At 72.4% G+C, this 17,983-nt stretch carries 16 protein-coding genes; 10 read left to right on the top strand and 6 right to left on the bottom strand.

What is annotated here, in order from left to right:
* The first annotated feature begins 119 nt into the window (after window positions 1-119).
* Both ABZS77_RS22350 and ABZS77_RS22345 read left to right on the top strand, forming a co-directional pair.
* Window positions 120-1,448 carry an ATP-grasp domain-containing protein gene (locus ABZS77_RS22350; protein ID WP_354825901.1) on the top strand — a complete coding sequence of 443 codons (1,329 nt, stop codon included), beginning with the start codon at window positions 120-122 and terminating at the stop codon, window positions 1,446-1,448.
* Window positions 1,439-2,680, top strand: coding sequence for an MFS transporter (locus tag ABZS77_RS22345; protein ID WP_354825899.1), 1,242 nt, complete (start codon window positions 1,439-1,441; stop codon window positions 2,678-2,680). Before ABZS77_RS22350 ends, ABZS77_RS22345 begins: the two co-directional genes overlap by 10 nt.
* Here the strand turns inward: ABZS77_RS22345 and ABZS77_RS22340 are convergent.
* From ABZS77_RS22340 to ABZS77_RS22330, 3 genes are all read right to left on the bottom strand, one after another.
* Window positions 2,625-4,136, bottom strand: a complete 1,512-nt coding sequence (locus tag ABZS77_RS22340) for a PLP-dependent aminotransferase family protein (protein WP_354825897.1) — start codon at window positions 4,134-4,136, stop codon at window positions 2,625-2,627. The genes ABZS77_RS22345 and ABZS77_RS22340 overlap by 56 nt on opposite strands.
* A gap of 81 nt (window positions 4,137-4,217) precedes the next feature.
* Entirely contained in the window at window positions 4,218-4,604 is a 387-nt protein-coding gene (locus tag ABZS77_RS22335; RefSeq protein ID WP_354825894.1) for an anthrone oxygenase family protein, read from the bottom strand.
* 53 nt (window positions 4,605-4,657) lie between these two features.
* Window positions 4,658-4,852 carry a hypothetical protein gene (locus tag ABZS77_RS22330; RefSeq protein WP_354825891.1) on the bottom strand — a complete coding sequence of 65 codons (195 nt, stop codon included), beginning with the start codon at window positions 4,850-4,852 and terminating at the stop codon, window positions 4,658-4,660.
* 59 nt (window positions 4,853-4,911) lie between these two features.
* Between ABZS77_RS22330 and ABZS77_RS22325 the strand changes: the two genes are divergently transcribed.
* Entirely contained in the window at window positions 4,912-5,637 is a 726-nt protein-coding gene (locus ABZS77_RS22325) for a TioE family transcriptional regulator (RefSeq protein ID WP_354825888.1), read from the top strand.
* 4 nt (window positions 5,638-5,641) lie between these two features.
* On the opposite strand, the gene ABZS77_RS22320 is transcribed toward ABZS77_RS22325, so the two are convergent.
* The 3 genes from ABZS77_RS22320 to ABZS77_RS22310 all read right to left on the bottom strand — a co-directional run bounded on the left by ABZS77_RS22320 (window position 5,642) and on the right by ABZS77_RS22310 (window position 8,449).
* Window positions 5,642-6,781 carry a DUF6596 domain-containing protein gene (locus ABZS77_RS22320; protein ID WP_354826053.1) on the bottom strand — a complete coding sequence of 380 codons (1,140 nt, stop codon included), beginning with the start codon at window positions 6,779-6,781 and terminating at the stop codon, window positions 5,642-5,644.
* Between the two features lie 8 nt (window positions 6,782-6,789).
* Window positions 6,790-7,197 carry a YciI family protein gene (locus ABZS77_RS22315; protein WP_354825886.1) on the bottom strand — a complete coding sequence of 136 codons (408 nt, stop codon included), beginning with the start codon at window positions 7,195-7,197 and terminating at the stop codon, window positions 6,790-6,792.
* Between the two features lie 223 nt (window positions 7,198-7,420).
* A complete protein-coding gene (locus ABZS77_RS22310; RefSeq protein ID WP_354825883.1) occupies window positions 7,421-8,449 on the bottom strand; it encodes a glycoside hydrolase family 11 protein in 1,029 nt (342 codons plus the stop codon).
* A gap of 528 nt (window positions 8,450-8,977) precedes the next feature.
* Here ABZS77_RS22310 and ABZS77_RS22305 point away from each other — a divergent pair.
* From ABZS77_RS22305 to ABZS77_RS22275, 7 genes are all read left to right on the top strand, one after another.
* A complete protein-coding gene (locus tag ABZS77_RS22305; RefSeq protein ID WP_354825880.1) occupies window positions 8,978-10,192 on the top strand; it encodes a sensor domain-containing protein in 1,215 nt (404 codons plus the stop codon).
* Window positions 10,180-10,836 (top strand): response regulator transcription factor, encoded by a 657-nt coding sequence (locus ABZS77_RS22300; protein WP_354825875.1) that lies wholly within the window; start codon window positions 10,180-10,182, stop codon window positions 10,834-10,836. Before ABZS77_RS22305 ends, ABZS77_RS22300 begins: the two co-directional genes overlap by 13 nt.
* A gap of 111 nt (window positions 10,837-10,947) precedes the next feature.
* On the top strand, window positions 10,948-11,709 hold the full coding sequence (locus ABZS77_RS22295) for an ABC transporter ATP-binding protein (protein ID WP_354825872.1): 762 nt from the start codon (window positions 10,948-10,950) through the stop codon (window positions 11,707-11,709).
* The gene (locus ABZS77_RS22290) at window positions 11,706-14,189 is read left to right on the top strand and encodes an FtsX-like permease family protein (RefSeq protein ID WP_354825868.1); all 2,484 of its coding nucleotides are present in this window, start codon (window positions 11,706-11,708) and stop codon (window positions 14,187-14,189) included. The genes ABZS77_RS22295 and ABZS77_RS22290 overlap by 4 nt, the downstream gene beginning before the upstream one ends.
* A gap of 260 nt (window positions 14,190-14,449) precedes the next feature.
* A complete protein-coding gene (locus tag ABZS77_RS22285; protein ID WP_354825866.1) occupies window positions 14,450-16,003 on the top strand; it encodes a polysaccharide lyase family 1 protein in 1,554 nt (517 codons plus the stop codon).
* A gap of 201 nt (window positions 16,004-16,204) precedes the next feature.
* Window positions 16,205-17,353 carry a zinc-dependent alcohol dehydrogenase gene (locus tag ABZS77_RS22280; protein WP_354825863.1) on the top strand — a complete coding sequence of 383 codons (1,149 nt, stop codon included), beginning with the start codon at window positions 16,205-16,207 and terminating at the stop codon, window positions 17,351-17,353.
* An 18-nt stretch (window positions 17,354-17,371) separates the two neighbouring features.
* Window positions 17,372-17,947, top strand: a complete 576-nt coding sequence (locus tag ABZS77_RS22275) for a hypothetical protein (RefSeq protein WP_354825861.1) — start codon at window positions 17,372-17,374, stop codon at window positions 17,945-17,947.
* The last annotated feature ends 36 nt before the right edge of the window (window positions 17,948-17,983 follow it).

Raw genomic sequence — 17,983 nt, 5'->3', positions numbered from 1 at the left:
GACGGGCCGCCGACGAGCGGATTGGCCTCACCGGATCGCCCCGGATTGGCCACAACCGGTGGTGGTCGCGCTGCGTACGGTCGGGCCGACAACCGGACCCGACCTTCACGAGGATCACGATGACCCAGCTCAGCGACGGGGTGGACACCGCGCGCGTCGACGACGCGGGCGCGGACCGCCGGCCCGGTCGGCATCGACACTGGGAGCGGTTCGGGAACCGCGCGATCCTGGTGGTCCACCGACCGGCGGCCGGCCGGTACGCGGCCCAGTTCCGCAGCGTGGTCGCCGCCGCCACCGAGCTGGGCGTGGCCACCGTCGCGCTGCTGCCGACCGGGCAACCGGCCGCCGAAGCCGCCGGTCTGCCCTGCTACCACGCCGACCTCGACGACCGGGACGCGGTCCGTGCCACGGTCGCGTCGATCGTCGCCGCACACCCGGTGGAGCGGATCTTCCCGCTCTTCGAGGGCGACGTGCTCACCGCCGCGCACTGCCGCCGCGACCACGACATCCCCGGGCTCGACCCGGAGGAGGCGCTGGCCTTTCGGGACAAGAACGTGATGCACCGCCGGGCCACCGAACTGGGCGTGCCGGTGGCCCGCTCCTGCCGCCCCGACACGGCGGGCGCGGTCGCCGAGTTCGCCGCCGAGGTGGGCTGGCCGGTGGTGATCAAGCCGTACGCCGGCTGGGCCTGCGGCGACACTCACCGGGTCGACTCCGCCGACGACCTGGCCCGGGTCTGGCCGCTGATCGCCGACGACCGGCACGACTACCGGGTGGAGGAGTACGTCCGGGGCGCCGAGTACCACGTCGACTCGCTGCTACGCGACGGCGAGGTGGTCTTCGAGCAGCTGTCCCGCTACACGTACTCGGTCCTGGAGTTCCGTGCCGAGCCCGGCGGCACCGTGTCCCGCAAGCACGACCTGACCCCGGCCGAGCAGCGCATCCTGGCCGCCAGCGCCACGGTGCTGCGCGGCTTCGGGATGCGTACCGGCGTGGCGCACGTGGAGTTCTTCCTGCGCGACGACGGCGAGGTGGTGTTCGGCGAGGCGGCCGCGCGGGCCGGCGGCGGCTCGATCGTCCCCGCCATCCAGGCCGGGCGGGGGATCAACCTGGCGGGGGAGTGGTGCCGCCTCGAACTGGACCCGACGCACCTGCCGGCGGCCACCCTCGGCCCGGAGATCGGCACCGAGTACCTGTGCTCCGACCGGTACGGCCGGATCACCGCGATCACCACGGCGGACGAGCTGCGGGCGCTGGACCCGGTGCGCGACGCGGACGTGTGGAAGGCCGTCGGCGACGTGCTCGCCGCGCCGACCGCCTCCAACGACGTGCTCGGCTGGTACGTGTGCGAGGGCCGGGACTTCGACGACGTACGGGCCCGGTTCACGGTCATCCGGGACGCCTTCGAGGTGCTCACCGAGCCGGTGGGTGAGACGTCATGTGGCTGAGCCGCTTCCGTGCGCTGCCGCGCCCGCTGCGGATGCTGGTGTACGCCTCGTTCATCAACCGGGCCGGCATGTTCGTCTTCCCGCTGCTCGCGGTGTACCTGGTGCGCAGCCGGCACCTCGGCACCGGCGAGGCGGGCGTGCTGATCTCGGTCGGCAGCACCGGTCTGCTCGCGGGCAGCCTGCTCAGCGGTCCGGTCTGCGCCCGCGCCGGTCGACGCGCCGCGCTGGTGTCGAGCCTGCTGCTCAACGCCGCCGGGTATCTGGGCCTGGCCCTGGTCGACGGGCCGACGTGGACGTACGCGGCGCTGCTCTTCGTCGCGTTGGTCGGGATGGGGATGTTCGCCCCGGCGGCGAACACGCTGATCGCCGACCTGACCGAGCCCGACCAGCGGCCCTTCGCGTACACGGTCAGCTATCTCGCCAACAACCTCGGCATGGGCGTCGGCCCGCTGCTCGGCGGGTTCGCGGCGGCCTACTCCTACCAGTTGATGTTCGCCGGGAACATCCTTCTGGGCCTGCTCGCGGCGACCACCATCTGGCTGCGCGTACCGGCGGACACCAGGCGTACGGCGACGACCTCGCCGGTAGCCACCACCCGCCGCGCCGGCCTGCTGCGGGACATCGATGTGGCGGTGCTGGTGGTGCTGTCGATCTGTTACGTCGCGCCGCTGATCGGGTTGGAATACACGCTTCCCCTCGCGGTGACCACGGTGCTGCACTCGTCGGTGGCGGTGGTCGGTGCCGTCTACACGATCAACAGTGTCGTCGTGGTCGGCACCAGCCTGCTGATCGAGAAGCGGATCAAGGCGTACTCCACCCGGGCCCTGCTGATCGCGGCGGGCCTGCTCTGGTCGGCCGGGATGGCCATCCTGGTGTTCGCGTTCTCGCTGCCCGCCGTGCTGCTCTCCACGGTGGTCTGGACCCTCGGGGAGATCATTACCTCGGTGGTGGTGCCCACCTACATCGCCGACCACGTCCAGGAACACCGGGTCGGCGGCTTCATGGCCCTCAACGGATTCGTGCTCAGCGCCGCCCGACTGGTCGTGCCGATGGGGCTGGGCGTCGTCTGGCAGACCCAGGGGCACCGCCCCGTCCTGCTGCTGCTCCTGCTGACCCCGGTGCTCGGCGTCGTCGCGTTCGCCGCGCTGCGGATACGACCGGCCGCCCGGCCCCGCCTCACCGAGCCGTCACCTCCCGCACCGCCGCTGCCAGCCGCGCCACTCCCTCGGTGATCCGGGCGGTGGGCAGCGCCGCGTACCCGATCAGGAAGGTCGGTTCGGTCGGCGGCCGGTCCACGTAGTAACCCGAGGCCGGGTAGACCCGGACGTCGCGCGCGGCGGCGGCGCGCACGATCTCCGCTTCGTCGGCGTCGGGCGCGCCACCGAGGGTCACCAGCACGTGCAGCCCGGCCGCGGTGCCGGAGATCCGTACCCCCGGGCCGAAGTGTTCGTGGAGCGCCTCCAGCAGCCGGACCCGCCGCTGCCGGTAGAGGCGGTCCATCCGGCCGATGTGCCGGGCGTACGCGCCGCAGGAGACGAACTCGGCGAGCGCCTCCTGGGTCAGCGTCGGCGTCAGCCGATCGGTGATCCACTTGACGCCGAGGAACGGCCGGACGAGGTGTGGCGGCAGGACCGCGTATCCGATGCGCAGCGAGGGGAAGAGGGTCTTGCTGAAGCTGCCCACGTAGACCACGTCCGCGCCCCTCGGGTCGGCGGCCAGCGACGGGAGCCGCTCCTCGGCGAACGTGAACTCGTTGTGGTAGTCGTCCTCCAGCACCGTGGCCGCGTGTCCCCGGGCCCAGCGCAGCAGCGCCCGGCGGCGCCTGTCGGACATGATGAACCCGGTCGGGAACTGGTGCGACGGGGTGACGTAGACCAGGCGTACCCGCGCGGGGTCGAGACCGTGCGCGCGGACCCGGCCGTCGATCTCGTCGACCCGTAGCCCCTCCTCGTCGACCGGCACCGGCACCACGGCGGCTCGCGAGTAGCCGAAGATCTGGCGCAGCACGGTGTGGCTCGGGTCCTCGATGACCACCACGTCGTCGGGGCCGACGAGCAACCGGACCAGGATGTCCATGGCCTGGGTGGCGCCGCTGGTCACCACCGTGTTCTCGCCGGGGGCGTCGAGCGCCCGGCTGCGCCGCAGCAGGGCGGTGATCTGGGTACGCAACGACGGGGATCCCTCGGCCGGGCCGTAGCCCAGCGCCACCGCGTCGGCCCTGCTCACCGCCTCGGCGAGCGACTGCCGCCACCGGGCCACCGGGAAGCTGTCCAGCGCGGGGGTGCCGTGCCGGAAGTCGTACGTGCCGTCCGACCGGTGCGCCGGCGCCGGCTCCCAGGGCTTCCACAGCGCACTGCCGGCGTCGGTGGGCAGCGGCGGTTCGGGCCGCAGGTGCTCCCGGGCGGCGCGACGGGCGGGCGGTGGCGCCTCGGGCAGGGCACCGCTGACCCGCGTGCCCGATCCCCGCCGGGACGTGAGCACCCCGTTGGCCCGCAGCAGCTCGTACGCCCGGGTCACCACCGTCCGGGAGACCCGGAGCTGGTGCGCCAGCTCGCGGCTGGGTGGCACCGGATCGCCGGGGCGCAGCCGGCCGGTCCGCACGGATCCGCTGATCTGGTCGCAGAGTTGCTGCTGCAACGGGACCGGGCTGTCGCGGTCAAGGGTGACGAGAAGCTGGGACGAACTCACCTGCGCACGCTCCCCGATCGACGCCGGTCCCGAGTCTAGGGCCTGCGCCCGGGACGGTCCGTGCACGACGGACCGTCCCGGTCACGCGCCGCCGACCAGGCGTACCCAGTGGCCGGCGACGAACTCCTCGGCGACCTGACGCAGGTACTCGGGGGAGTGCGTGCCGACCGGGTCCACGAACATGATCTCGTTGCGCGGCCAGAAGAACACGGCGGAGAACAGGAACTCGCAGACGACGAAGACCGCCGCGGCGGCGGCGACGAACCAGCGCAGCCGCCGGTTGCGCCAGGTCAGCGCGATCGCGGCGAGGCTGCTCAGCGCGACGGTGGCGCCCAGCGGCGGGAAGTAGTCGCTCGGGCCGCCGGCGACGAGGAACTCGCGGGCCCGGTCCAGGGACGCGGGCGCGTCGCCGAAGATGTTCGGGTAGAGCATGACGGTCTCGGCGGCGACCCCACCAAAGGACATCATCGGGCTGGTCCGCCCCGGCGACGGTTGAGCCGCGCGCTCGGGGGCGGGCCGGCTCAGCGGCGGAGGGTGTCCCTGACGAAGACGATCCCGTCGGTGTCGAGCACCTGCGCCGGATCCAGCGGGGCGTAGCCGAACCACTGGGTCACCCGGGGGGGACAGTCCGGCGACGGCGGTGGCCGGGCCGGGAGCAGACTCAGGACGGTGTCGGCGTCGACGGTGTGGACTGCGTCCGTGCTGGCAGCGGTCATACCGTCAACGCTATCGTTGAAGTGACGGTGGAGACTTTTTCGGCGGCGAAGGCAGGTCGGTGCGGCAGGACCTTCAAAGCGCGCGACGGCTCAGGCCGGTCGACCTGGCGCGGGAGCACGGCCTGTCGACCCAGGCGGTGCGCAACTACGAGGCGGCGGGCATCCTGCCGGCCGCGGCACGCACGGCACACGACTACCGCACGTACACTCCGCTGCACGCGGCGGCGCTGCGCGCGTTCCTCGCCCTCCTGCCCGGGTACGGACACCAACCGGCCGCCGCGATCATGCGGGCGATCAACCAGGACGCGACCGAGGACGCGCTGCGGCTCGTCGACGAGGCGCACGCCCAACTTCTCGACGACCGCCGCACCCTCGAAGCCGTCGAGGCCGCGGTCGGTGACCTCGAACCCCTGCCACCGGAGCGCGGCGACATGTTCGTGGGGGCCCTGGCGAGGAGGCTCGGCGTGCGTCCGGCCACCCTGCGCGCCTGGGAACACGCCGGTCTGGTCCGGCCGCACCGTGACCCGCGCACGGGTTACCGGGTCTACCGGGCGGCCGACGTCCGCGACGCGCTCCTGGCCCACCAGCTCCGGCGCGGTGGCTACCTGCTGGAACAGATCGCCCCGCTGCTCGTCCAGGTCCGTTCCGCAGGAGGCGTCGCACCGCTCGGAGCCCTGCTGGGTGACTGGCGCGCCCGCCTGTCGGCGCGGAGCCGGGCCATGCTCGGCGGCGCCGCCGCGCTGCACACGTACCTCGACGAGCGAAGCGGGCACGCCGTGACGTGAGCCGTCAGCGGCGGGCGTTGAGCCGGGCGGCCTGTCGGGTCAGGTGGTCGCGCTCGGCGAGGTTCGGTGCCCGCCGGGCCGCCTCGACGTACAACCGTGCCGCCGTCGCCAGGTCACCGTCCCGCTCGTGCAGGTACGCCGCGACAGCCGTGTGGCGGGGCAGCGTGTCGTCGAGCGCGGCGAGCGCCGCCAGGCCGGCGCGCGGGCCGTCCGCCTCGCCGACCGCCACCGCGCGGTTCAGCCGAACGACCGGGCTGTCGGTCAGTCGCGTGAGTTCGTCGTACCACTCGACGATCTGCACCCAGTCGGTCTCCTCGGCGGTGGGCGCGTCGGCGTGCAGCGCCGCGATGGCGGCCTGGGCCTGGAACTCGCCCAGCCGGTCACGGGCGAGGGCCGCCTGGAGGATCCGGACGCCCTCGGCGATCGAGGTGGTGTCCCACCGGCCGCGGTCCTGTTCGGACAGTGGCACGAGGCCTCCGTCGGGCGCGGTGCGGCTGGCGCGCCGGGCGTGGTGCAGCAGCATGAGCGCGAGCAGCCCGGCCACCTCCGGGTGGTCGATCGCGGCCGCGAGTTGCCGGGTGAGCCGGATGGCCTCGGCGGCGAGGTCGACGTCCCCGGAGTAGCCCTCGTTGAAGACCAGGTACAGCACACGCAGCACGGTGGCGACGTCGCCGGGCTGGTCGAACCGCACACCGGAGACGGTGCGCTTGGCCCGGCTGATGCGCTGCGCCATCGTCGCCTCGGGCACCAGGTAGGCCTGTGCGATCTGGCGGGTGGTGAGCCCGCCGACGGCGCGCAGGGTGAGCGCGACGGCGGACGACGGTGTCAGTGACGGGTGGGCGCACAGGAAGTAGAGCTGGAGTGTGTCGTCCACCGAGGGCGTCGGTCCGGGCGGCGGTTCCTCGTCGACGAGGTCCTCGCGTCGTCGGCGGGCGTCGTCGGCGCGGGTCGTGTCGAGGAACCGCCGCCACGCCACGGTGACCAGCCAGCCCTTCGGGTCCCGTGGCGGGTCGGCCGGCCAGACGCGTACGGCCTCGACCAGCGCGTCCTGCACGGCGTCCTCGGCCGCCGCGAAGGTCACTCCGCGGCGGACGAGGATCCCGAGGACGCTGGGCGTGAGGCTCCGCAGCAGAGCCTCGTCCAGCTGAACGGTCATTCCGTGATGGTGGGCGGCTCGGTGAGGAAGGGGCGCAGCTCGAGCCACTCGTGGATCGGCTTGCCGCCGGCCCCGGGTGCGGCCGACAGTTCACCGGCCAGCTCCACGGCCCGCTCGTAGCTGTCCACGTCGATCGCCATCCAGCCGGCGATCAGGTCCTTGGTCTCGGCGAACGGCCCGTCGGTGACCGGCGGGTTGCCCTCGCCGTCGTACCTGACGAACGTGCCCTCGGGCGCGAGCGCCTGCCCGTCGACGAACTCACCGGTCTGCTCCAGCCGGGCCGCGAAATCGCGCATGTACTGGATGTGCGCCGAGATCTCCTCGGGCGTCCACTGGTCCATCGGTACGTCGTTGACCGCGCTCGGACCGCCCCGGTAGTGCTTGAGCAGCAGGTACTTGGCCATTGTGTGTTTCTCCTCGGTACGGGTGTGACCCATCGTGGTCGCGTTCACTCCGGGGACGGAGCCGACGACGCGTTCTCGACACGGCCGCCTGAAGTTTCGCCGATTTCCCGCTCGAAGAGGTGTGCCGCGCCGTGCGCGGACGATGTCCGGGCGCGGGACGGACCTCTGGCGTGACGGCCGGAGCCGCCACGCCAGAGGTGGGTGCCGCAGGGGCTGATCCAGGTCAGCTGGTACGGCAGGTGACCGTCGGCCAGTTCCAGTTGCCGTTGGCCATGACCGTTATCCCGAAGTTGTTGCCGTTGCCGTTCGGTGTCGCGGTGACGGTGCCGCTGGTGCCGCTGACCGACGCGTTCCAGCTGTTCTGGATGCTCTGCCCGCCGCCGAGGCCGAGGTTGACGACCCAGTTGTTGGTGCCGCTGACCGCGACGTTGAGGTTGAACCGGTCACCCCACTGCTGGCCGGCCGACAGCGTCGCGGTGCAGTTGCCGGTCCCGGGGTTGCCGGTGGTGGGCCCGGAGGTCGGGTTGCCGCCACTGCCCTCCCGGACGGTCACGTCGGAGCTGCCGCTGCTCTGGTAGCCCTCGGTCGCCATGATCTGGTAGGAGTGGTTGGTGCCGAGGTTCAGGCCGGCGCGGGCCCAGGCGTCGAAGTGGTTGGCGGTGGTGATGGTGCCACTGGAACGCTTCTGCTGCCGGACGCTCCAGTACTGGTAGAACGTCTGGTTGCCGTCGATCGACGGGGCGTTGACCCGCTGGCTGCGCAGGATGTCGTAGGTGCCGCCGTCGGTGGTGACCGTGCCGAGCCGCTGGGCGCCGCTGCTCGGGTTGTAGCTGCCGAAGTTCTCCACCACGTAGTACTCGATGAGCGGGTTGCGGGTCCATCCGTACAGGGCGAGGTAGGTGTTGTTGTTCCCCGGGTTGTAGCTGGCGGAGTAGCTGACCGTCCGCCGCGAGCCGGTGGCCCAGCCCTTGCCGCCGACCCAGTTGTTGGTGCTGCGGTCCCAACTGCTGGAGTACCGGCCGTCGGCGCGCAGCGTCATGCTGGCGTTGCCGCCGTCCTTCCAGAAGGAGAAGTAGTAGCCGTTGTGCGTGCCGGTCAGGCTCGAGGTGAGCGTCCGATCGGCCTCGGCGTACGCGTTCGTCGCCGTCATCGTGCCGGCGACGGCCAGGACGGCGGCGCAGACGGCGCCGAGGAGCAGCCGTAGGCGGCCGCGCCTCGCCGGTCTGGCGGGGGTGTGGTTGGTGTCGGTCATGAACCTGTTCCTCCTCGTGGCGGGCCCGCTGCCGGTGGCCACGTGACGGTCACCGGCGTCGTGCCGCCTGGTGGTGGTGGCCGGTCGTCCGCACGACGACCGGAGGAGTGGGTCGCGGTGTATGACAGTGACGGTGATTGAGAGCCGTCGATGGCGACCGTATTGACTCCGTCGTCAACCTGTCAACATTTTCCGGAAGCATCGCGGAAACCCTGGTCGATGTGGCGACTGCCTGTGTGTGGGCCGTCCCTCCAGGTCAGAAGTCGATCAGGAGCGGCGCGGACACGCGCTGTGTCGCGGTAGGCGGCTCCCGATCCGGCTCCGTCCGCCGCCGAAATTTCCGGACCCTTTCCGGACTCTTGCCCGGGTGGGCGCGAGGCCACGTACGCGGCAGGCGGCGCCGCGACGGACCGTCGGCGCCGCCGGGCGGACCGCGTTCGACGACCGGCGGTACAGCAGGCTGTACTTTCCGCGCCGGGCGTCGTCATCGCGGCGCGCGGCGGCCTATGTTGGCGCGGGAGGTGGACGATGGCGTACGTGTGGGGGCGGGTCCGCGCCGTGCGGCACCTCGTCGGTGGCCTGGGCACCGCGGTGCTGGCGCTGGGCGCCCTGCTCTGGACGCTGGCCGTGGGGGTGGCCTGCCTGGTCGGGGTGGGGCTGTGGGCGGCGCCCGGCGCGCTGCGCGCGGTGCGCGCGGTGGCCGACCGCGAGCGTGCCCGACTGTCCCGCGAGGGGGCGCGGATCCCCACGCCGGGGCCGGTGCCGGCCGGACTGCGGGCGGCGGTACGCGACCCGTTCGTCCGCCGGGAGCTCGGCTGGGTCACACTCCACTCGGTCACCGGCCTGACAACCGGGCTGGTCGGCGTCGCGCTCCCGCTCTACGCCGTCCAGGACATCACGTTCCCGCTGTGGTACCGGCTGCTCGCACCCGAGGACGGCGCGCCGGGCATCTTCTGGTGGCGCGTCGACGGGCTGTCCGATGCGCTCCTGGTCGCGGTGGTCGGGGTGGGCTGGCTTGCCGCCACCGTCGCGTTCACTCCGGCCCTGGCCCGCTTCCAGGCTTGGCCGGGCCGGTGGCTGCTGCCCCCGCCGCCCGGGGTCGACCTGTCGCTGCGGGTCGCCGAGCTGACCGCCACCCGGGCCGCGGCACTCGACGCGCACGCGGTGGAGCTACGCCGGATCGAGCGGTCGCTGCACGACGGCACCCAGAACCGGCTGGTCGCGGTCAACGTGCTGCTGGGCGCCGCGCGGCGGGCGGTGCGGCGCAACCCGGACCGGGCCGACGAGATCCTCGGGCAGGCGCAGGACGCCGCCGAACAGGCGCTCGGCGAGCTGCGTACGGTGGTGCGCGGAATCCTGCCGCCGGTACTGGACGACCGGGGCCTCGCCGGGGCGCTGGCGGGCCTGGCCGCCGGCAGCGCCGTGCCCTGCCGGTTGGAGGTGGACGTGGCGGTGCGCTGCGCCGCCTCGGTCGAGGCGACCGCGTACTTCGTGGTGGCCGAGGCGCTCACCAACGCCGTCCGGCACAGCGGGGCGGGCCAGGTGGACGTCGCCGTACGCCGCGAGCGGGGCCGGTTGCTGGTGACCGTCGAGGACGACGGGCGCGGCGACGCCGACGAGGCACACGGGTCCGGGCTCACCGGCATCCGCCGGCGGGTCGAGGCGTACGACGGCCGGATGACACTGACCAGCCCGCCCGGAGGGCCGACGAGAATGCACGTGGAGCTGCCATGCGGATCGTGATCGCCGAGGACGACCCCCTGCTGCGCGAGGGTCTGGCGCTGTTGCTGCGGGCGGAGGAGCTGGACGTGGTCGCCACCGCGGGCACGCCCGGGGAGTTCCTGGTCGCGGTCGACGAGCACGCACCCGACGTGGCGATCGTGGACGTGCGGATGCCGCCGACCCACACCGACGAGGGCATCGTGGCGGCCGTGGAGGCCCGCAGGCGCCGGCCCGGTCTCGCGGTGCTGGTCCTGTCGGCGTACGTGGAGCAGGCGTTCGCCACCGAACTGTTCGCGGTCGGCGCCGCCGGGCTCGGGTACCTGCTGAAGGAGCGGGTGGGCCGGGTCGAGGAGTTCCTCGCCGCGCTGCGCCGGGTGGCGGACGGCGGCAGTGTGATCGACCCGGAGGTGGTGGCGCAGCTGCTGGCCCGCAACCGCCGCCCGGACACGGCGCTGAGCGAACTGTCGCCACGCGAGCGCGAGGTGCTGGGGCTGATGGCCGAGGGACTCGGCAACACGGCGATAGCCGAGCGGCTGTTCGTCACCGACGGCGCGGTGCACAAGCACATCCGGAGCATCTTCGCGAAGCTGCAACTCCCGCCGGACGACCGCGCCGACCGTCGGGTCACCGCCGTGCTGCGGTACCTCGACGGCGGCCAGCGGTAGCGCCTGCTGTACCCCGACCCGGCAGCACGCGGGATGGTGACCGTCTCCGCAGGTCAATAGCGTTTGTGGTGCGCGCAGCCCACAACGACGACCTGCAGAGAGGCCACCAGGATGTCCACCTGTCCGGTACCCACAGTCGACGCCGCCGTACGCGTCGAACACCTCACCCGGGTGTACGAGACCGGCCAGAACCGGGTGCACGCGCTGGCCGGGATCGACGCCGACTTCACCCGCGGCACCTTCACCGCGGTCATGGGCCCGTCCGGCTCCGGCAAGAGCACGCTGCTCCAGAACGCCGCGGGCCTCGACCGGCCGACCTCCGGCCGCGTGTCCATCGGCGGCACCGACCTGTCGCCGCTGTCCGAGACCCGGCTCACCGAGCTGCGGCGTACCCGGATCGGTTTCGTCTTTCAGGCGTTCAACCTGATCGGCGCGCTCACCGTCGAGGAGAACATCCTCCTGCCGTTGCGGTTGGCCGGCGTCCGCCCGGACCAGGCCTGGCTGAGCAGGGTGATCGAACGGGTCGGGCTCACCGACCGGTTGCGCCATCGGCCGGCGGCCCTGTCCGGCGGGCAGCAGCAGCGGGTGGCGATCGCACGGGCGTTGGCCACCCGCCCCGAGGTGATCTTCTGCGACGAGCCCACCGGCGCGCTCGACACGGGCACCGCGGCGGAGGTGCTGACGTTGCTGCGCGCGGTCGTCGACGAGCACGGCATGACCGTGGTGATGGTGACCCACGATCCGGTCGCCGCGTCGTACGCCGATCGTGTGCTCGTGATGGCCGACGGCCGGATCGTCGCCGACCTGCCGCAGCTCGGCGCCGCCCGGATCGCCGAGCACCTGGCGTCGCTGGACCGGCGGGTCGTCCGATGACCGCGCTCGCCGCCCGACTGCTGCGCCACCGTGCCGGCCCGGCGGCCGCCACCCTGCTCGCCCTGGTCGCGGGAGTGATGATCCTGGTCGCCATGGGCACCCTCGTCGAGTCCGGGCTGCGCTTTCGTCCGCAGCCCCGCGTCTGGGTGGGTGCCGACCTGGTCGTCGCCGACCGCACGGTCAGCCACACCAGCCGGGGGTTCGACGGCGAGACCACCACGAGCACCGTCGCGCTCCCCGAGGGCGGCACGGTGGACGCCGCTCTGGTGGACCAGATCCGGCGGCTGCCCGGCGTGACGGCCGTGACCGGCGACGACCGGGTGGTGATCGGCGCGCCCGCCGCGGTGGGGCACAGCTGGGGCACGTACGCCTTCACCGGTCGTCCGATCACGGCGGGTGTCGCCCCGCGCGCCGACGACGAGGTGCTGGCCGACTCCCGACTGGGCGTGGCACCGGGGGACCGGCTCGACCTGACCGTCGGCGGGGTCAGCCGGCCGTACCGGGTGAGCGCGGTCGCGGACACCGGCGCGGCCGAGGTGTTCTTCACCGACGCGCAGGCGGCCCGCCTGTCCGCGCGTCCGGGCCGGGTGGACGCGATCGGTGTGCGGGTGGCGCCCGACGCCGACCGTGGCGCGGTCGCCGAGCAGGTGCGTCGCGTGGCCTCGGCGGCCGGCGCGAGCACGTACGCCGGTGGGGACCGGGGGCAGGCCGAGCAGTCGGCGAACCTGGCCGCCCAGTCGATGCTGGTCACGGCCGGCTCGGCCTTCGGCGGGTACGTCATCCTGCTGATCGTCTTCGTGGTGGCCGGCACGATCGGGCTGTCCGTCCGGCACCGCCGCCGCGACCTGGCCCTGCTGCGGGCGGTCGCGGCCACCCCGGGCCAGATCCGCCGCATGCTGGTCGCCGAGGCCGCCCTGCTGGGCCTGGTCGGCTCGGCGGTCGGCGCGCCGGCCGGTCTGCTGGCGGCGCGGTGGGTGCGGGGCGAACTGCTGGCACGCGGGTTCGTCCCGGCCGACTTCCCGATGGTCGGCGGCCTGTTCGCGGTGCCGGCCGCGGTCGGTACGGCGGTGCTCGTGGCGGTGCTCGCCGCGCTGATCGCCGGGCGTCGGGTCGCCGGGATCAAGCCGGTGGAGGCGCTCGGTGAGATCGCCGTGGAACCGCGACGCGACGGTCGGGTGCGGCTGATCGCCGGTGTGCTGACGCTGGCCGGGGCGGTCACCGCCGGGGCGTTCACCCTCGGCGGCTCCGGGGCGACCGCGGCGCTGGCCGGCGCGGTCGGCATGCTGTACCTGTTCGTCCTCGGGGTGGCGCTGCTCGCGCCGAGGCTCAACGCGTACGCGGCACGCCTGCTCACCCCCGTGCTGTCCCGCTTCTGGCCGGTCAGCGGCTATCTGGCGGCGGCCAACCTGCGGGCCAACGCGCAGGGCATGGCGACCGTGCTGACGGCCCTCGTGCTGTCCATCGGGTTCGGCGGCTCGGTCTGGTTCCTGCAGACCAATATCGAGCGGGAGACCGTCGGGCAGAGCCGGGCGGGCACCGTCGCGGAGCGGGTGCTGGTCGCCCCGGGCGGGTTGGCGCCGGAGGCGGCCCGCGAGGTCCGCGAGCTGGCCGGGGTGCGGGCGGCCACCGGGGTACGCCGTACGCAGGTGGTGGTGCGCGGGTTCGACGGGATCGAGCCGGTCACCGCGCAGGCGATCGACCCGGACCAGATCACCTCCACGATGGACCTGGACGTGCGCGAGGGCAGCTTGGCCGACCTGCGTGCCGATACGGTCGCCCTGTCCGTGGGGCAGTCGTCCGCGTCCGGTTGGGGGGTCGGCGACACGGCGCGACTCTGGCTGGGTGACGGCACCCCCACCGAGCTGCGGGTGGTCGCGGTCTACGGTCGGGGCCTCGGCTTCGGCGACGTGACGCTGGCCGCCCGGACGGTCGCCGGGCACACCGACGGGGTCACCGCCGACGAGGTCCTGGTCCGTGGCGGCGGGGAGGCCGACGCGGCGCTTGCCGAGTGGTCGGCCCGGCACCCGGGCGTCACGGTGCTCGACGCGGCCACCCGTACCCGGCTGATCGGCACCGATCTGGCGCTCGGCGCCTGGCTGAACCGGCTGCTGATCGGCGTCATGGTGGGTTACGCGGCGCTGGCCGCGGCGACCACGATGGTGCTGGCCGCGTTGGCCCGTCGCCGGGAGCTGGCGCTGCTGCGACTGGTCGGTCTGACCCGCCGGCAGATCCGCGCGATGGTCCGCGCCGAGCAGGCCGGGCTGCTGGGCGCCGCGGTGCTGATCGGCGCGACGATCGCGGCGCTGACGCTCGGCGCGATCGTCAACGCGCTGACCGGCAGCCCGATCCCGTACGTGCCGCCGCTGGGCGGAGTGGCCGTGCTCGGTGGTGCGACGGTGTTGGCGCTGGCGACGACGGTGTGGCCGGTGCGGCGACTGTTGCGGGTCCCGCCGATCGACGACATCGGCACGAGGGAGTAGTCGCACGCGGGCCCGGCGGTGCTGGTCACCGCCGGGCCCGGGGGACTGCAAACAACCTGCAAACGCTAACCCTTGCATCGAGGGAAACCGCTTTCCTACGATTGCGTCACGTCGATGTCTCATTCTTCGTCCGGGCGAACGAATTTCGAGTGACGCCATCAGTGACGTGCCAGTTCCGCGCTCCCATCGAGGATGCGCGAATTCACTGTGGGCAATTTTCTGTCATCAGGAAAGCAATTCCAGGACGAGGGTGAGGCGAGATGAGAAGACCAGTCGCACTGCGACTTCAGGCAGTGCTCGCGACGGCGACGGTCGGTGTGGCGCTTGGGGTGGCCATGGTCACCCCGCAGGCCTCGGCCGCGGTGGGCAGCGCCACCGGCTACGCCACCCAGAACGGCGGGACCACCGGCGGCGCGGGCGGTCAGACGGTACGCGCCACGACGGGCACCGCGATCCACGCGGCGCTCTGCGGTCGGGCCAGCAGCAGCACGCCGATCACCATCGAGGTCTCCGGGACCATCAACCACGGCAACACCACCAAGGTGTCGGGGTCGAGCTGCAACACCGCGGCCGGCGTGATCGAGCTCAAGCAGATCAGCAACGTCACCATCATCGGGGTCGGTGGCGGCGCCGTCTTCGACCAGCTCGGCATCCACATCCGCGACTCCAGCAACATCATCATCCAGAACGTGACAGTCCGGAACGTCAAGAAGTCGGGCTCGCCCACCTCGAACGGCGGCGACGCCATCGGCATGGAGAGCACGGTCCGCAACGTCTGGGTCGACCACGTCACACTCGAGGCGTCGGGCGGGGAGTCCGAGGGGTACGACGGCCTGTTCGACATGAAGGACAACACCCAGTACGTCACGCTGTCCTACAGCATCCTGCGCAACTCCGGACGCGGTGGCCTGGTCGGGTCCAGCGAGAGCGACCTCTCCAACGGGTTCATCACGTACCACCACAACCTGTACGAGAACATCGACTCCCGTACGCCGCTGCTGCGCGGCGGCGTCGCGCACATCTACAACAACCACTACGTGAGCCTGCACGAGTCCGGCATCAACTCCCGCGCCGGCGCCAGGGCCAAGGTGGAGAACAACTACTTCCGCGACTCCAAGGACGTCCTGGGCACCTTCTACACCAACGAGCGCGGCTACTGGCAGGTCAGCGGCAACATCTTCGACAACGTGACCTGGTCGAGCGCCGGCAGCGAGTCGTACCCCGCCGGCCCGAATCCGACGTCGAACACGACAGTCAGCATCCCGTACGCGTACCGCCTCGACGGGGCGAACTGCGTGCCGGACGTCGTCCGTCAGACGGTGGGCGCCAACACGGGCCTGCGGGTGTCCGACGGCAGTTGCTCGCCGCAGACCCCGCCGCCCACCACGCCTCCGCCGACCACGCCGCCGCCCACCACGCCCCCGCCCACGACGCCCCCGCCGGGCAGCGGCACCAACCTCAGCCTCGGCGCCGGCGCCGACGGTTCCAGCAAGGCCAGCGGCACGAGCTACGGCAACGTGCGTGACGGCAGCCTCGGCACGTACTGGTCGCCGGCGGGGGCGACCGGCACCATCTCGATCAAGTGGGGTTCCGCCACCCGGGTCTCCCGGGTGATCATCCGGGAACCGTCGGGCACCTCGGGCTCCATCGGGTCCTGGCAGCTCGTCAACAACGACACCGGAGCCGTGCTCGCCTCCGGCAGCGGGGCGGGCGCCATCACCTTCGCCGCGACCTCGTTGAGCAAGATCAATTTCACGATCACCAGTTCGGGTGGCGCGCCACGGGTCGGCGAGTTCGAGACGTACGCCAGCTGACCGGAACGGACCGTGCGGCCCTGACCTCGGCGGTCTGTCCCGGTCAGGGCCGCGCCTCCGCGCGCGGTCGTGAGCCCGACCGGGCTCACGCGCACCGGGATCGGCCGCCGGTTTGCCCCCGGAAAGCGGGGGTAGGGAGACCAGTGCTTCGGGCGGTGCCGGGGCGGATCGTCCGGCAGCAGGCTGGTCCAGGAGGCAGTGATGCGCGCAATGGTCTACCGCGGTCCCTACCGGGTGCGGGTGCAGGAGAAGGACCGTCCCACCATCGAGCACCCCAACGACGCGATCGTGCGGGTGACGCGGGCCGCGATCTGCGGATCCGACCTGCACCTCTACCACGGGATGATGCCCGACACCCGGGTCGGGATGACCTTCGGTCACGAGTTCATCGGCGTCGTCGACGAGGTCGGCTCGTCGGTACGGAACGTCAAGCCCGGCGACCGGGTGATGGTCCCCTTCAACGTGTACTGCGGCTCCTGCTTCTTCTGCGCCCGGGGACTGTTCAGCAACTGCCACAACGTCAACCCCAACGCGACAGCCGTGGGCGGCATCTACGGCTACTCGCACACCTGCGGCGGCTACGACGGTGGTCAGGCCGAGTACGTGCGGGTGCCGTTCGCCGACGTCGGCCCCAGCCCGATTCCCGAGTGGATGGACGACGACGACGCCGTCCTGCTCACCGACGCGCTCGCCACCGGCTACTTCGGCGCGCAGCTCGGCGACATCACCGAGGGTGACGTGGTCGTGGTCTTCGGCGCCGGCCCGGTGGGCCTGTTCGCCGCCAAGTCGGCCTGGCTGATGGGCGCCGGCCGGGTCATCGTCATCGACCACCTCGACTACCGGCTGGAGAAGGCGGCGTCGTTCGCCCACGCCGAGACGTACAACTTCGCCGAGTACGACGACATCGTCGTGCAGATGAAGAAGATCACCGATCACCTCGGCGCGGACGTGGCCATCGACGCCGTCGGCGCCGAGGCGGACGGCAACCTGCTGCAACACGTCACCGCCACGAAGCTCAAGCTCCAGGGCGGCTCCCCGGTCGCCCTCAACTGGGCGATCGACTCGGTCCGCAAGGGCGGCACGATCTCGGTCATGGGCGCGTACGGGCCGATGTTCAGCGCCGTGAAGTTCGGCGACGCGATGAACAAGGGCCTGACCCTGCGGATGAACCAGTGCCCGGTGAAGCGGCAGTGGCCGCGCCTGTTCGAGCACATCCGCAACGGCTACCTCAAGCCCAGCGACATCGTGACCCACCGGATCCCGCTGGAACACGTCGCGGAGGCGTACCACATCTTCTCCGCCAAACTCGACGGCTGCATCAAGCCGATCATCGTCCCGAACGCCGCCTGACCGACCGGGAGCGCCGCGATGCCCTACACGCCGGACAAGCCGAAGCTGGCCGAATCCACCGACGAGCTGCGCGCTCGTATCCCCGGGTGGGGAGTCGACCTCGACCCCCGGGACCGCCCCTCGGTGCCCAGGGAGCAGTTCGACCCGGGTCTCAACGGCGCGCACTGGGAGTTCCCGGAGCGGCAGCCCGAGAAGTGGCCGCGCGAGAGGTCGATCGAGCACCGGTTCCTCACCCCGGTCTTCGGCACCTCCTGCCCGCCCCGGGGGCTCTCCGGGGTGATCCGCCGCTACTCGTACCGGACGTACAGCGAGGGCCGGGCGGCCCACTGGCTGCTCCTGCTCGCGGCGGACCGGGTGGACGCGGTGGAGAGCACCCTGCGGTCGGTGCTGACCCGGCACCCCGACAACCCGGTCGCCGAGACCGGCATCCGGAGCGAGGTCACCCACCACGGGCTCTCCTCGCGCCTGAGCGGCAAGCGGGTCGACCGGGTGCATCACCCGCTGGACCCGGTCATCGTGGCGGCGCCGTGGGTGCTGGCCGGAGGCGTGGCGTTCCTGGCCGTCCGGCGGGTCGTACGGCGCAGGAGAGGCTGATCGGGCACGATCCTCCCGAAACGGCCGGCGTGAGAT

Origin of the sequence: Micromonospora sp. NPDC005298 (assembly GCF_040607375.1) — a bacterium.
Lineage (GTDB): Bacteria > Actinomycetota > Actinomycetes > Mycobacteriales > Micromonosporaceae > Micromonospora.
Note: the sequence above shows the minus strand (reverse complement) of the source record. Positions and strands in the feature narration are given on the sequence as shown.

Coding starts and splice junctions, on each gene's coding strand:
- ABZS77_RS22350 (WP_354825901.1), top strand. CDS start 120: ATGACCCAGCTCAGCGACGGGGTGGACACCGCGCGCGTCGACGACGCG.
- ABZS77_RS22345 (WP_354825899.1), top strand. CDS start 1,439: ATGTGGCTGAGCCGCTTCCGTGCGCTGCCGCGCCCGCTGCGGATGCTG.
- ABZS77_RS22335 (WP_354825894.1), bottom strand. CDS start 4,604: ATGATGTCCTTTGGTGGGGTCGCCGCCGAGACCGTCATGCTCTACCCG.
- ABZS77_RS22330 (WP_354825891.1), bottom strand. CDS start 4,852: ATGACCGCTGCCAGCACGGACGCAGTCCACACCGTCGACGCCGACACC.
- ABZS77_RS22315 (WP_354825886.1), bottom strand. CDS start 7,197: ATGGCCAAGTACCTGCTGCTCAAGCACTACCGGGGCGGTCCGAGCGCG.
- ABZS77_RS22310 (WP_354825883.1), bottom strand. CDS start 8,449: ATGACCGACACCAACCACACCCCCGCCAGACCGGCGAGGCGCGGCCGC.
- ABZS77_RS22305 (WP_354825880.1), top strand. CDS start 8,978: ATGGCGTACGTGTGGGGGCGGGTCCGCGCCGTGCGGCACCTCGTCGGT.
- ABZS77_RS22300 (WP_354825875.1), top strand. CDS start 10,180: ATGCGGATCGTGATCGCCGAGGACGACCCCCTGCTGCGCGAGGGTCTG.
- ABZS77_RS22295 (WP_354825872.1), top strand. CDS start 10,948: ATGTCCACCTGTCCGGTACCCACAGTCGACGCCGCCGTACGCGTCGAA.
- ABZS77_RS22290 (WP_354825868.1), top strand. CDS start 11,706: ATGACCGCGCTCGCCGCCCGACTGCTGCGCCACCGTGCCGGCCCGGCG.
- ABZS77_RS22285 (WP_354825866.1), top strand. CDS start 14,450: ATGAGAAGACCAGTCGCACTGCGACTTCAGGCAGTGCTCGCGACGGCG.
- ABZS77_RS22280 (WP_354825863.1), top strand. CDS start 16,205: ATGCGCGCAATGGTCTACCGCGGTCCCTACCGGGTGCGGGTGCAGGAG.
- ABZS77_RS22275 (WP_354825861.1), top strand. CDS start 17,372: ATGCCCTACACGCCGGACAAGCCGAAGCTGGCCGAATCCACCGACGAG.